Raw genomic sequence first — 13,962 nt, 5'->3', positions numbered from 1 at the left:
TGCACGGCTAGCTCCTTGAACTCCGCCGTGTACATCTGTTTTGGTATCTTCTTCATTGCTGGTCTTTCCAAAGGATCGTTGATTTTACGTTACCTATGGAAGACTAAATTTCGGGGGAAGCTCACATGCTCACCTACCTTCACCTGACACCCATCGTTTCACTGATCGCCGGTGTGCTGATTCTGGTTATTCCGCGTCTGCTGAACTACATTATCGCTTTGTACCTGATCGTCATCGGACTGATAGGTCTGTTCGGCAGCAGATGATTTTTACAACTGATCTGCATCGATTTCCAGATATTTCGCCCAATCTCGCAACTCGCGCTTGACAAGGATCAACGCTATCCCATACATTTGCTCAATGTTTTCCACACGCATCCAATCCTGCTCTTTACTACACGTTGCTGGCGTCCTGCCAGCGATGCTGCCAGTACCGCTACTAGCGCTATCGCTACTACGCGCTCTATGATCCTGGCCCCAGAATAAGGGGCAACTCGGCAAAGCTTCACAGCAACACTGCCAGCCAGACAAATCAACAGTAGTAAAACTGGGTTCCAAGACCGGATCCCAATGTTTAAAAGCAGGATTCCATGTACATCAAGCCGCTTTCCCGCACTATCTGCGCCATGCTCCGCAACCTGCTTGCCGCGACTGCTCGCACCCCCACCCTACCGCTACTGCTGTCGCTAACGACCGGTTGACTGGCCTCGCGTTGATTTCCGAGTGGCAGCCAGCAACCTTCGCAGCGCCGCCGAATCCGTTTTCGATTTTTGTTTATTAGTACATTTCAACAGCTTCAGGAGATCTCTATCATGATGTTGCCTAACCCTGCTTCCAAGTACCGCCCGTTTCCGCCGATCCCTTTGAGTGACCGTACCTGGCCGAATCAGGTTATCAGCGCAGCGCCGATCTGGATGAGCACCGATTTGCGCGACGGCAACCAGGCGCTGATCGAACCGATGGATGCCGATCGTAAGTTGCGTTTCTTCAAGCTGCTGGTGAAGATCGGCCTCAAAGAAATCGAGGTTGGCTTCCCTTCGGGCTCACAGACCGATTTTGACTTTGTGCGTAAGCTGATCGACGAAAATCATATTCCAGACGATGTCACCATCATCGTCTTGACGCAATCGCGCGAAGACCTGATCCGCCGCACCGTCGATTCGCTCAAGGATGCCAAACAAGCCATCGTCCACCTGTATAACCCGATCGCCCCGGCATGGCGCCGTATCGTTTTTGACAAGAACCGTGACGAAGTCAAGGAAATTGCGGTTTCCGGTACGCGTCTGATCAAGGAGCTGACCGATGCCCGTCCGGAAACCCAATGGCGCTACGAATATTCGCCGGAAACCTTCAGCATGGCCGAACTGGATTTCTCCAAGGAAGTTTGCGATGCCGTAATGGACGCTTGGCAAGCCACACCAAACCGCAAAGTCATCCTTAATCTGCCGACCACAGTCGAGTGCAGCACACCGAATGTATTCGCCGATCAGATCGAGTGGATGCACCGTCACCTGGCACGCCGCGACGCCGCGATCATCAGCGTCCATCCACATAACGACCGCGGCACCGGCGTTGCCGCTGCCGAACTGGCCGTAATGGCCGGTGCCGATCGCGTCGAAGGTTGCTTGTTCGGCAATGGCGAGCGTACCGGCAACGTTGACCTTGTGACACTGGCCTTGAACTTGTACACCCAAGGCGTCAATCCGGGACTCGATTTCTCGGATATCGACGAAGTGCGCCAATGCGTGGAAGATTGCAACCAGATTCCGGTTCATCCGCGCCATCCTTATGTGGGCGATCTGGTTTTTACCGCCTTCTCCGGCTCGCACCAGGACGCAATCAAGAAAGGCTTTGCCACACAGAAGGCCGACGCCATCTGGGAAATCCCCTATTTGCCAATCGACCCGGCCGATCTGGGCCGCAGCTACGATGCTGTAATCCGGGTGAATAGCCAATCCGGCAAGGGCGGCATGGCGTATCTGCTGGAACAGGAATACGGCTTGGCCATGCCGCGCCGCCTGCAAATCGAGTTCAGCCGCGCCATCCAGAAAGCCGCCGATTCGACCGGCAAGGAAATCGCCGCTAGCGACATCTATCGAATTTTCAAGCAGGAATATCTCGACAAGCAATCGCCCTATGTTTATCGCGCTCATCGCATGAGCGAGGATTCAAACCAGGCGCAACCGGTAAAGATTGAAATCGACATCCAGCGCGATGGTCAGGCGCATACGCTGAGCGGCCATGGCAACGGTCCGATCGATGCCTTCGTCAATGCGCTGGGGCTGGATATCAAGCTGATGGATTTCCATGAACACGCCATCAGCGCTGGCGCCGATGCACAAGCGGCGAGCTATATCGAATTGCGCCTCAACGATGCGCCGACCGGATTCGGCGTCGGGATTGACGCCAATACGCTGACAGCTTCCTTCAAGGCGATCCTGAATGCAGTAAACCGGCAGATTGACATTGCCGGCGAGGCCGCCAACCAGGCAATCACCAGCAGCGCTGCAGCGGCATAACAGGCCAAAATATGAAAAGGATCAACGCTCAGGCATAACGCTTCAAAAAGCGTTGCAGTCGTGGCCGTGGCGATCACACGGCGACGACTTCATGCAGCACGGCATACCTTGCCGTTACGCTAGCATCAGCGCCCGGTGCCAGTAACCCGCTGATACCGGCGCGCTACCTACGCGCGACCTGCCTGGCAAGGCGCGCAAAAACGCAGACGAAAAAAACCGCTATCAAGTAGCGGTTTTTTTCGTACCAGGACTACTGCAATCAAGCAGCTACCGATGCGCTCGCCAGATTACCAATGCTTGCGCGCGCTGCGGTGAAAGCGGCTTGCTTGGCTTCAGGGCTATAGTTCAGGCCATCGGCGCGAACGATTTCGATGTCAGTAATACCGAGGAAACCGAATGCTACTTTCAGGTAGTCTTCATGGCCAACGCCGGTGGCGCCGCCTGCGTGCTTGCCGCCGGAAGTCGAGACGATGATGACGCGCTTGCCCTTGGCCAAGCCTTCCGGGCCAGTTTCGCTGTAACGGAAAGTCACGCCAGCGACAAAAATCTGGTCAATCCAGGACTTGAGTTGAGTTGGCACCGTAAAGTTGTACATCGGTGCGCCGACCACGATCACGTCGGATGCCATGAATTCGTTGAGGATCGCTTCGCTCAGTTCAACTTCCAGCTTTTGTGCCAGGTTACGCTGTTCCGCAGGCGTGCCTTTGGCCGCAAAAGTAGCGCCGCTCAAATGCGAAGTCACGTCGGCACTCAAATCGCGATAGGTCACTTGCAGGCCGGCATCCGCTGCTCGCAAAGTTGCCACAACTTCGCGGGTCAATTGGCGCGAAGCCGAAGCGTCACCGAGGATGCTGGAATCAATATGCAACAGTTTCATGATATGTCCGTTCGATTAAATGATGAATCAGTCCAAATCCATAGCGATCCGTATTTATCGATGCCAAAAGAATTTGAAGTTGCTGGTCAGATACTAGTTCTATGACCGCTGAGCGCATGATACCGACCTATCAAAAACAGAACTAGATAGCAAAAATAAGATACATTGTCCCAAATATAGAACAGTGAAAGACCGTCATGCAAGACCTGAATGATCTGTATTTCTTTGCCAGCGTAGTGCAACAAGGTGGTTTCACCGCAGCCGGACGTAACCTGGGCGTTCCCAAATCACGCCTGTCACGCCGTATATCGGCACTGGAAACGCGCCTTGGCGCGCGCTTACTGCAACGCAATACGCATGGCATCGCGCTGACCGACCTCGGCAGCCGCTACTACCAGCATTGCCAGGTGGTGATTGCGGCGGCTGAGGCAGCTGAACTGGCGGCGACCAGCTCACTGGCCGAACCGAGCGGCACCATCCGTGTCAGTTGCGTAGTAGCGATAGCGCAATCGGAGGTGGCGGCGGCGCTGCCGGCATTCCTGGAACGCTACCCGAAGGTCAATATCGATCTGATGTTCACCAATCGTCGCGTCAATTTGCTGGAGGAAGGCGTCGATGTCGCGGTACGAGTCAGAACCGCCGACGACGAAGACCCCAACCTCGCTACCAGACGCTTACGCGCGGCGTCGGCGTGTCTGGTGGCAACTCCAGAGTTGATGGCCCGATACCCGATCGCCCGACACCCGCGCGATTTGGTCAAGCTGCCTTTTCTGGGTGCGGTTGACGCCGACCGCCGTGTGCATCTGTTGCTGATCGGTCCGGAACACGAACGCTATGAATTGGTGGCGCAGCCACGGCTGGCGGTTGAGGACTTTACACTGCGCAAGCGTGCCGCCTTGCGCAGCCTGGGGCTCACAATGCTACCGACAGAATATTGCAGCGAAGAGTTAAAACAAGGAACACTGGTACAAGTGCTACCAGACTGGTCGATGCCAACGGGCCACTTACAAGTGGTGTATCCGACACAACGTGGATTGCTGCCTGCAGTGCGTGTTTTCGTCGATTTCTTGATCGAGAAATTGACCAATTTCTATCCGGCTGCTTGAGTAAAACCGAGCGTGAAGCCAAGCTAACTGGCGCAGCGCGCCAGCCGGATACCAGTGATCTGCCACCGCGCAGTGGCAGGAAAAAAATTGCGGTAAGTCAGGCGTGCATGGCCGCCGGGCGTGGCCGATGACGATCCGCGCAGCACATACTGGTTCGCCATGAACTTGCTGTTGTACTCACCAACGGCGCCAGGCAGCGCCGCATAGCCGGGGTATGGCGCATAGCTGCTGCTGGTCCATTGCCAGGCGCGGCCGAAGTAATCTTGCCCCAGCGTCGCCGCGGCACATTCCCATTCGGCCTCACTCGGCAAACGCGCCTGCGCCCAGCGGGCATAAGCCTCCGCTTCGAAATACGATAGATGGGTGACCGCCTCATGCAAGACCAGCGGTTGCAATCCATGCAAGGTAAATTCGCGCCATGAAGAATCGAATTGCGCATGCGCCCTTTGCCAGTAAAGCGGATGTGTCAATTTATGCTGCGTCACCCAATCCCAACCGGCCGATAGCCACAGCAACGGATTCCGGTAGCCACCGTCTTCGATGAAAGCCAGGTACTCGCCATTGCTGACCAGACGCGAGGCCATCGAGAACGGTTCGACAAACTGCCGGTGGCGCGGCGTTTCATTATCGAAAAAAAATCCTTGGCCGGCATACCCGATTTCAATCACCCCGGCATCGAATTTCTGCCACTCCACCGTTGCTGCCGCTGCGCTGATGTGGTGGTCATCCGATATCGGATTGGATACGCGGTATGGCGGCTTCAACGGATTTATCGACAGCAGGTGCTTTATATCTGTCAACAACAACTCCTGATGCTGCTGCTCGTGCTGCAAGCCAAGCGCGACGAGCGTGTCCAGCTCTGCGTTGGTGCCCTCTTCGGCGGCCGAAGACTGCGCCAGCAACTGCTGCACGCGTTGATCGACGTTCTGCCGATACGCCTGCACTTCGGCCAGCGACGGCCGCGTGATCAAGCCGCGCTGTGCTCTCGGGTGCTGCTCGCCGACACCTTCATAATAAGAATTGAACAGTACCCGGAAGGCCGGATGAAAAGGTTGGAAATCGGCTTCAAAGCGCTCCAGGATGAAGGTCTCGAAAAACCAGGTGGTATGTGCAAGATGCCATTTTGCCGGGCTTGCATCGGGCATCGATTGCACGCAGCAATCCTCCTCCGACAGGGGCTGCACCAGCCGCACGGTTTCGTCGCGTACAGTAGAAAAAAGACGTGCCAGATGTCGCATCGTATTATCCGCTCTTTCGGTTGCCGTCTGTAGTAGGGCTCATGCCGGATGGGCATGACAGACCATGAACCATTTACGCGGATCGCTCCAGGTCTGGACCTGGCCGAATCCGGCCTGCTGCAGCAATTCGATAAAGCCTTGCTGGGTATATTTGTAGCTGCTTTCGGTATGAATCCGCTCGCCGCGCGCGAAGCGGCGGATACCGCCGTTCTGCCAATGCACGGTTACATCGTCGCGCGCTTCGAGGTGCATTTCGATGCGATGCTGCTCAGCGTTGTAGAAACCACGATGACACCAGTCCGACGGTCTGAAATCGGCATCGAGCAGGCGATTCAGGTGATGTAGCAGATTCAGGTTGAAGGCGGCGGTAACACCGAGCGAATCGTCATAGGCTGCATTCAGAATTGCTGTGTCCTTAATCAGATCAACCCCGATCAGCAAGCCGCCATGATGGTCGCCGCCAGGTATCGCCTTGCGGATGCGGCACAGGAATTTGAGCGCCTCAAGTGGCGAAAAATTGCCGATTGACGACCCCGGATAGAAAAACTGGCGGCGCTGCCTGGCGATGCTTGGAGGCAGCTCCAACTCGGACGAAAAATCCATGCCGAGGCAAGTCATTTCGATCTGCGGAAACTGCTGCCGCAGGGCGTTGACCGACTCCTGCAGGAATTGTTCGGAAATATCGATCGGCACATATTGTCGCGGTTGCAGGGTAGAAAACAAGCGTGCCGCCTTTGCACAATTGCCGGCTCCCAGATCGATCAGGATGGCATCGCGCCCGACCGCGGCGGCGATTTGGCTAGCATGTTTTTGTAAGATCGCCGCCTCGGTGCGGGTTGGATAATATTCAGGCAATTCACAGATCGCCGCAAACAGACGCGAGCCGAGCACGTCATAGAGATATTTCGGGGAGGTATAAGCGTGTGCCGCCAACAGGCCTGCGACCAATTGATGTTGAATCGCGGGTGCTGCTACGCAGGTTTGCAGAGGCACCGGTTGCTGCAGTTGAGCCAAAGGATTCTCCTGGAATCGTGATAATCAGAAATCATTTCGTTGATTGAATCCACATCATTCGATTCAGATCCTGCGCCTTGACGCAACATCCACTACACTAGCAACCGTGTGCTAGCCGCCATGCCATGAGCAAAGTATATCGATATTCGATAAATGGTTGTAGCTTCATCTCAGAAGAATGTGCATGGCTGCGCGGCTCTTCCCGCATTACCATGCAAAGCCGCACAACATTGCCAGAAAATTAATGTCACCAACTGCCCGTAATAACGCCCAGCGAACGGCGAGAAATTATCCAACGACCAGCAAGCCAACCGAAGCGACATGACAACCACACCTTCCAGAGAACCTCAAAAGCGTAGTTTAGGCGCGCTCGTCGGACTGCTTCCCTTCCTAGCCCCATACAAGCGCCAGTTCGTGATGGCCAGCATTGCGCTGCTGATCGCAGCCGGTGCGACGCTGGCAATCCCTTATGCGTTCCGGCAAATGATTGACCTCGGCTTTAGTACCGGAGGCATCCAGGGAGCCAGCCATATCGATCTGTACTTCCTGGCGCTGTTTGGCGTTGCGTGCATATTGGGTGTAGCCACCGCAGCGCGCTTCTACATGGTGTCGCGGCTCGGCGAGCGCGTCACCGCAGACCTGCGCAGTGCCGTGTATTCACATGTCGTGACGCAGAGCCCGCAATTCTTTGAAACCACCAAGACTGGTGAAGTGCTATCGCGTATCACCACCGACACCACGCTGATCCAGGCGCTGGTCGGCACCAGCATCTCGATGGCGCTGCGCAATGGGTTGCTGTTCATCGGCGGCCTGGCGATGCTATTCATCACCAGCGTTAAACTGAGTTTGATCATCATCGTCATGCTGGCGCTGGTGGTGCTGCCGATCGTGTTTTACGGTCGCCGTGTGCGTAAGCTGTCGCGTGCCTCGCAAGACCGGGTTGCCGACGCCTCGGCGATGGCTGGCGAAATTCTCAACGCCATGCCAACAGTCCAGGCGTTCACCCATGAAAATATCGAGGCGCAACGTTTCAGTATTTCGGTGGAAAATGCATTCGGTACCGCGATGGAACGCATCCGCGCCCGCTCGGTACTGACCATGATGGTAATTCTGCTGGTGTTCGGCGCCATCGTATTTGTGTTGTGGCTGGGTGCGCATGCCGTGGTCCAGGGCCGCGTGAGCGGCGGCGAACTCGGTCAGTTCATTCTGTATGCGGCGCTGCTGGCAGGGTCCATCGGCGCTCTGGCTGAAGTCATGGGCGATGCCCAGCGTGCTGCCGGCGCGACGGAAAGACTGCTGGAGCTGTTATCGGCGCAATCGCCGGTGCAATCGGTGCTGTTACCGGACAGCCTGCCGCCGCGCACCGCGCAAGGCGCGGCGCTGAGCCTCAACAACATCGGCTTCCGCTACCCGTCACGCCCTGAAAGTGCTGCGCTGCATGGCTTGTCGCTCGATATCCGGCCCGGAGAGACGGTTGCCGTGGTTGGTCCGTCAGGCGCTGGCAAGACTACCCTGTTCCAGCTCCTGCTGCGCTTCTACGATCCGCAACAAGGCAGCATCAAACTCGACGGCGTCGACATCAAGTATCTGGATTTGCATACCTTACGCGATGCGATCGGCATCGTACCGCAGGACACGGTCATATTCTCCGCCAATGCAATGGAAAATATCCGCTACGGCCGGGTCGGCGCCAGCGATGCTGAGGTGATTGCAGCCGCTAAAATGGCCGCCGCCGATGAATTCATTGTGCGTCTGCCGGAAGGTTATCAATCGTTCCTCGGCGAGCGCGGTGTGCGTCTCTCCGGCGGCCAGCGGCAACGCATCGCGATTGCCCGCGCACTTCTGAAAAACCCGCCGCTGTTGCTGCTGGACGAAGCCACCAGCGCCCTCGATGCCGAATCGGAACGCGCCGTGCAAGGTGCGCTGGAAGCGGCGATGATCGGCCGCACCACGCTGGTCATCGCACATCGCCTGGCGACGGTACAGCGCGCCGACCGCATCATCGTACTGGAGCACGGCCATGTGGTGGAATCAGGCGCGCATACTGAGTTGGTAGCACAGAACGGGCTCTATGCCAGCCTGGCCGCATTGCAGTTCAACAACATCACCGAATCTTAACCCCCCGTTGTTGCTGCAGGATCCGAGCAGCTCTTCCGGCAGCGCATCGGCAACAGGAAATCGATATGAGCAAATTATTTTCGCCCCTCACTTTGCGCAGCGTGACGCTGGCCAACCGGATTGCCGTCGCACCGATGTGCCGGTACTCGGCAGACGACGGTTTTGCCAACGACTGGCATCTGGTGCATCTCGGCGGCCGAGCCGTCGGCGGTGCCGGTCTGGTGATTTTTGAAGCCAGTGCAGTCTTGCCGCAGGGCCGTATTTCGCCACAAGACCTCGGCATCTTGAAGGACCAGCACATCGCGTCGTTACAGCGCATCGCCCATTTCATCGAGCAGCAAGGCGCAGTCGCCGGCATTCAGTTAGCCCATGCCGGCCGCAAGGCCAGCGTCTGGCGCCCATGGGAAGAACAACAGGGGCGCGTGGAACCGCAACAAGGCGGCTGGCCAACCGAGGCGCCGTCGGCGCTTCCGTTTGACCCCAGCTACAACACCCCGACTGCATTGACCGTCGATGGCATCCACAACGTGATCAAGGCTTTCGCCGATGCTGCGGTGCGGGCGCATCAAGCCGGCTTCAAGGTCGTAGAAATCCACGCCGCGCACGGCTATCTGCTGCATCAGTTCCTGTCGCCGATCAGCAATCAGCGCAGCGACCAATATGGCGGATCGTTTGAGAATCGCACCCGCCTGCTGCTGGAAGTCGTCGCAGCGGTACGCCAGGTGTGGCCGGATGACCTGCCTTTGCTGGTGCGCGTGTCGGCCACGGACTGGGTTGGCGGCGGCTGGAACGCGGACGAAACAGTGGCGTTGAGCCGCTTGCTGGGCCCGGCCGGGGTCGATCTGGTCGATGTGTCGAGCGGTGGCAATATTGCGGCCGATATTCCGGTCGGACCTGGCTATCAAACTCAGTTTGCCGCACGCGTGCGCAATGAAGCCGGCATCCCCAGCGGTGCAGTCGGCATGATTACCGATGCTATTCAGGCCGAGCACATATTGCGCACCGAACAGGCCGATCTGGTCTTGCTGGCACGCGAGCTGCTGCGCGATCCGTATTGGCCGTTGCATGCTGCCGATGCCCTCAACGATGTCACCGCGTGGCCGCCACAATATATGCGCGCGACCTCACGCAAATCGCCACAGCGGCCAAGCATCGATTACAGCCAAAAATAATCCAGGTTTCAGTCCGCCGCATCAGCGGCCGGTCGACATATCCAGACCGGCCGCCACTTCGGCAATCAAACGGCGCAGCCAGACTGCATCCGGCGCCAAATGCGAGCGCGCATGCCAGAGCATGTAGAAACGCATCTTCGGCATGTCGAAAGGCAGCGCGAATATGCCGATCGGCTACTCCTGGTTGATATGCTCGGCAAACTGCCTGCCGGTAGTAAAGATCAGATCGGATTTTGACAGCACATGCGGCACCAGCGCGAAATACGGAATCGTCACCTGTACGTTGCGCTTCAAACCCTGCCCGGCCAGCGCCGCAACGATAGCGCTGCGATGTCCTTCGATGTACGGGGGCGGCGCCAGATGCGGCATTTCCAGGTAATACTTGAGGGTCAGCCCCTTCTTCGCCACCGGATGATCGCGATGCATCATGCACACCACATCGTCATCGAACAGTTGCGCCAGATGCAGGTGTTCAGGCGGATCGGGCCAGTTGCCGATGACCAGATCGAAGCGGCCGGTTTCCAGCGCATTCGCATAATCCAGATTGGCATCCAGCGCATGCACCATCATGCTGGCACCCGATGCCCGGCGGCGAATCTGCTCAATGATGGATGGGATCAATAACACGTTAAGGTAATCCAGCGTAGCGATGTGGAATACCCGGGCCGTGCCGTGAGCCTCGAACGCGGCCACCGGCGCCGCAATTTTCTCCATCACCTCCAGCCCCTTCAAGAAATTAGACGACCGGTCTAATTTTGGTCCACAATAGAAAACATCATGCAAACCAACTACGACACAACCAGACGCCATATTCTCGACGCCGGACAGAAAATCATCGCCGTCAAAGGCTTCTCAGGCGTTGGCCTGAGCGAGATTCTAAGTGCAGCGGAAATACCAAAAGGTTCCTTCTATCACTACTTCGCCTCCAAGGAACAGTATGGCAAGGCGTTGATGGAACAATATGTTGAAGACTATCGGCGCGCACTTGAGCAGCTCTTGCAGAGCGCCGCCGGGCCGGGTCAGCAAGCCCTTGAGCCGGCCCGCGAGCGTTTGCTGCACTACTGGAGCAACTGGCGCGAGACCCAAGCCGGGGTCGAGACCATGGATAAATGTCTGGTGGTTAAACTCAGTGCTGAAGTAGCCGACCTGTCGGACGACATGCGCCAGGCCCTGTGCGACGGCACGCAACAAGTCATGGCCCGCCTCGCCGACTGTATAGCGGAAGGCATCAGCGACGGCTCTCTGCAAGCCAGACTGAAGCCCAATACAACGGCACAAATGCTTTATCAGCTATGGCTAGGCGCAAGCCTTCTGGCCAAGCTTCAGCGCGACCGCAGCCCGCTCGAAAGCGCGATGAAAATCACCCTGGACGTACTGGCTTCACCCTGATTTATTCATGAATCACGATCAAGCGCGCTTGCTTGCTGGCATGCGCGTCGAATTTTTACCGTTTGAATTAGTTGAGCGGTCTACTTGTCAAAGGAAATCCCATGCTGAATTTTGAATTCTACAATCCCACCAAGATCGTCTTCGGCCGCGACAGCATCGCCAAACTCGCCCATCTGGTGCCGCCAAGCGCACGCGTACTGATTCTGTACGGCGGTGCCAGCGCACAAAAAACCGGCGCGCTCGACGAAGTCAAGGCCGCACTTGGCAAGCGCGAGATCCACGAATTCGGCGGCATCGAGCCTAATCCAAGCTATGAAACGTTGATGCGGGCAGTTGAGCAAGTCGGCAGCAAGAATATCGATTTTTTGCTGGCGGTAGGCGGCGGCTCAGTGATTGACGGCACCAAATTTGTCGCTGCGGCGGCAAATTTCGAAGGCGACGCCTGGGACATCGCAGTCAAGCGCGGCACCAACATCACCAGCGCCCTGCCATTCGGCAGTGTGCTGACGTTGCCAGCCACCGGCTCGGAAATGAACAACGGTGGCGTCGTCACCCGCAAATCGATCCAGGCCAAGCTGGCTTTTCATAGCCCGCTGGTATTCCCGCAATTCTCGATCCTTGATCCGAGCAAGACATTTACCCTGCCACCGCGCCAGATCGCTAACGGCGTGGTCGATGCTTTTGTCCACACAGTAGAACAGTACCTGACCTATCCGGTGCAAGGAATGGTTCAGGATCGTTTTGCCGAGGACTTACTGTTGAGCCTGATCGAAACCGGGCCACGCGTGCTGGCCGAGCCAAACGACTACGATGCCCGCACCAACCTGATGTGGGTTGCTACCCTGGCGCTGAATGGCTTAATCGGTGCAGGTGTTCCGCAAGATTGGGCAACGCACATGATGGGCCATGAACTGACCGCACAATACGATATCGATCACGCCCGCACACTGGCGATCGTGCTGCCGTCTTTGCTATCGGTGCGCCGTGACAGCAAACGCGCCAAGCTGCTGCAATATGCTGAACGCGTCTGGCACATCACCGAAGGTAGCGAGAATGAACGTATCGATCTGGCCATTGAGCGGACCCGCAATTTCTTTGAAAGCCTTGGTATCAAGACCCGTTTGTCGGATTATAAATTGGGGCAGGATGCCATCGACACCGTGCTGGAACAACTCCGGAAGCACGGCATGACAACCCTGGGCGAGCATCGGGACCACACTCTTGAAGTCAGCCGCACTATTTTAGAAGCCGCCTTATAAGCCCAATTTGCGAAACTAATAGCGCAGCAATCCGCAGCATACCGGCAATGCAACGCCATGCAACGTAGCGCGACATAAAGCCGGTATGCAATCCAACCAGGAGCAGCAAACATGTCACAAAGCAAAGCCGTCAACCGCCGCATATTGCTGGCCTCACGCCCGCATGGCGCCCCGACCCCAGACAACTTCAGGCTGGAGCAGAGCCCGGTGCCGACACCTGCGGCCGGTCAGGTGCTGTTGCGCACCATCTACCTCTCGCTTGATCCGTACATGCGCGGCCGCATGAGCGACGCCCCCCTCTTACGCCGCGCCGGTCGGCGTCGGTGAAGTTATGGTTGGCGGCACCGTGTCGCGCGTCGAGGCGTCCGCACATGCGGATTACCAGATCGGCGATCTGGTGCTGAGCTACAGCGGCTGGCAAGACTATGCGCTGTCGGATGGCAAAGGTTTGAGCAAACTCGATCCCACACTAGGCAAACCGTCTTACGCGCTGGGCCTGCTCGGCATGCCAGGCTTCACCGCCTACATGGGCTTGCTGGATATCGGCCAACCCAAGGCCGATGACACCGTCGTCGTGGCGGCCGCCACTGGCGCAGTCGGCTCGGTAGTCGGACAGATTGCCAAGCTCAAAGGTTGTCGCGTAATCGGCATCGCTGGCGGCACCGACAAATGCAAGTACGCAATAGAAGAATTGGGATTCGACGCCTGTGTCGATCATCGCGCGACAGATTTCCCGCAACAACTGGCTGCGGCTTGTGACAAAGGCATCGACGTCTATTTCGAAAACGTCGGCGGGGCCGTCTTCGACGCGGTGCTGCCGTTGCTCAACGCGCGCGCCCGCGTGCCGCTGTGCGGGCTGATCGCCAACTACAACGCCACCAGCAAACCGCAAGGTCCGGACCACCTGCCGGCACTGATGCGCAACATGCTGACGCGCCGCATCAAGATGCAAGGCTTCATCATTTTCGACGACTATGGCCACCGCTATCCGGAGTTCCTCAAAGAGATGAGCGGCTGGATCGCCGCCGGGAAGATGAAATACCGGGAAGATATCGTTGACGGGCTGGAGCATGCTCCGCAAGCTTTTATCGGCCTGCTGGAAGGAAAGAATTTCGGCAAGCTGGTGATACGCGCCGGCGACAAATAAGTAGTCCGCCCTGAACAATCCCATTTCCCAATAATTGTCTCAAGCCGTGACAGTCGCCATACGCCACATCGGCCAAAGCATTACCAGAAACGCAGCGCAAAAAAGCCGCAGCTTGCGCAGGATC

Annotated in this window: 12 protein-coding genes and 1 pseudogene; 8 read left to right on the top strand and 5 right to left on the bottom strand. The window is 57.1% G+C overall.

Going from position 1 to position 13,962, the window contains the following annotated elements:
- Window positions 1–125: 125 nt before the first annotated feature.
- Both ACIQ0R_RS06165 and leuA read left to right on the top strand, forming a co-directional pair.
- Window positions 126–266, top strand: coding sequence for a DUF3096 domain-containing protein (locus tag ACIQ0R_RS06165; RefSeq protein WP_395824998.1), 141 nt, complete (start codon window positions 126–128; stop codon window positions 264–266).
- 545 nt (window positions 267–811) lie between these two features.
- A complete protein-coding gene (gene leuA / locus ACIQ0R_RS06160) occupies window positions 812–2,518 on the top strand; it encodes a 2-isopropylmalate synthase (protein ID WP_395824995.1) in 1,707 nt (568 codons plus the stop codon).
- A gap of 259 nt (window positions 2,519–2,777) precedes the next feature.
- Here leuA and ACIQ0R_RS06155 read toward each other — a convergent pair whose 3' ends face one another.
- Window positions 2,778–3,395 (bottom strand): FMN-dependent NADH-azoreductase, encoded by a 618-nt coding sequence (locus ACIQ0R_RS06155; RefSeq protein WP_395824992.1) that lies wholly within the window; start codon window positions 3,393–3,395, stop codon window positions 2,778–2,780.
- A 197-nt stretch (window positions 3,396–3,592) separates the two neighbouring features.
- Here ACIQ0R_RS06155 and ACIQ0R_RS06150 point away from each other — a divergent pair, with 197 nt between their 5' ends.
- The gene (locus tag ACIQ0R_RS06150; RefSeq protein WP_395824989.1) at window positions 3,593–4,501 is read left to right on the top strand and encodes a LysR family transcriptional regulator; all 909 of its coding nucleotides are present in this window, start codon (window positions 3,593–3,595) and stop codon (window positions 4,499–4,501) included.
- 23 nt (window positions 4,502–4,524) lie between these two features.
- On the opposite strand, the gene egtB is transcribed toward ACIQ0R_RS06150, so the two are convergent.
- Entirely contained in the window at window positions 4,525–5,739 is a 1,215-nt protein-coding gene (gene egtB / locus ACIQ0R_RS06145; RefSeq protein ID WP_395824986.1) for an ergothioneine biosynthesis protein EgtB, read from the bottom strand.
- A gap of 39 nt (window positions 5,740–5,778) precedes the next feature.
- Window positions 5,779–6,753 (bottom strand): L-histidine N(alpha)-methyltransferase, encoded by a 975-nt coding sequence (egtD, locus tag ACIQ0R_RS06140; RefSeq protein WP_395824983.1) that lies wholly within the window; start codon window positions 6,751–6,753, stop codon window positions 5,779–5,781.
- Between the two features lie 321 nt (window positions 6,754–7,074).
- On the opposite strand from egtD, the gene ACIQ0R_RS06135 reads away from it, so the two are divergent.
- Window positions 7,075–8,871 (top strand): ABC transporter transmembrane domain-containing protein, encoded by a 1,797-nt coding sequence (locus ACIQ0R_RS06135; protein ID WP_395824980.1) that lies wholly within the window; start codon window positions 7,075–7,077, stop codon window positions 8,869–8,871.
- 65 nt (window positions 8,872–8,936) lie between these two features.
- Window positions 8,937–10,043: an NADH:flavin oxidoreductase/NADH oxidase gene (locus tag ACIQ0R_RS06130; RefSeq protein WP_395824977.1), complete on the top strand. Its 1,107-nt coding sequence runs from the start codon at window positions 8,937–8,939 to the stop codon at window positions 10,041–10,043.
- 21 nt (window positions 10,044–10,064) lie between these two features.
- Here ACIQ0R_RS06130 and ACIQ0R_RS06125 read toward each other — a convergent pair whose 3' ends face one another.
- Complete coding sequence (locus ACIQ0R_RS06125) at window positions 10,065–10,187, bottom strand: hypothetical protein (RefSeq protein WP_395824974.1); 123 nt, start codon at window positions 10,185–10,187, stop codon at window positions 10,065–10,067.
- Window positions 10,188–10,217: 30 nt separating this feature from the next.
- Window positions 10,218–10,757 (bottom strand): LysR substrate-binding domain-containing protein, encoded by a 540-nt coding sequence (locus tag ACIQ0R_RS06120; protein WP_395825001.1) that lies wholly within the window; start codon window positions 10,755–10,757, stop codon window positions 10,218–10,220.
- Window positions 10,758–10,820: 63 nt separating this feature from the next.
- Between ACIQ0R_RS06120 and ACIQ0R_RS06115 the strand changes: the two genes are divergently transcribed.
- The 3 genes and pseudogenes from ACIQ0R_RS06115 to ACIQ0R_RS06105 all read left to right on the top strand — a co-directional run bounded on the left by ACIQ0R_RS06115 (window position 10,821) and on the right by ACIQ0R_RS06105 (window position 13,838).
- Window positions 10,821–11,432 (top strand): TetR/AcrR family transcriptional regulator, encoded by a 612-nt coding sequence (locus ACIQ0R_RS06115; protein ID WP_395824971.1) that lies wholly within the window; start codon window positions 10,821–10,823, stop codon window positions 11,430–11,432.
- A gap of 101 nt (window positions 11,433–11,533) precedes the next feature.
- A complete protein-coding gene (locus ACIQ0R_RS06110) occupies window positions 11,534–12,691 on the top strand; it encodes an iron-containing alcohol dehydrogenase (protein ID WP_395824968.1) in 1,158 nt (385 codons plus the stop codon).
- A 111-nt stretch (window positions 12,692–12,802) separates the two neighbouring features.
- A pseudogene (locus tag ACIQ0R_RS06105) lies at window positions 12,803–13,838 on the top strand (NADP-dependent oxidoreductase).
- Window positions 13,839–13,962: the final 124 nt, after the last annotated feature.

Source organism: Collimonas sp., assembly GCF_044339385.1.
Lineage (GTDB): Bacteria > Pseudomonadota > Gammaproteobacteria > Burkholderiales > Burkholderiaceae_D > Collimonas.
The sequence above is the reverse complement of the archived record's forward strand: the minus strand, read 5'-3'. Positions and strand labels throughout refer to the sequence as shown.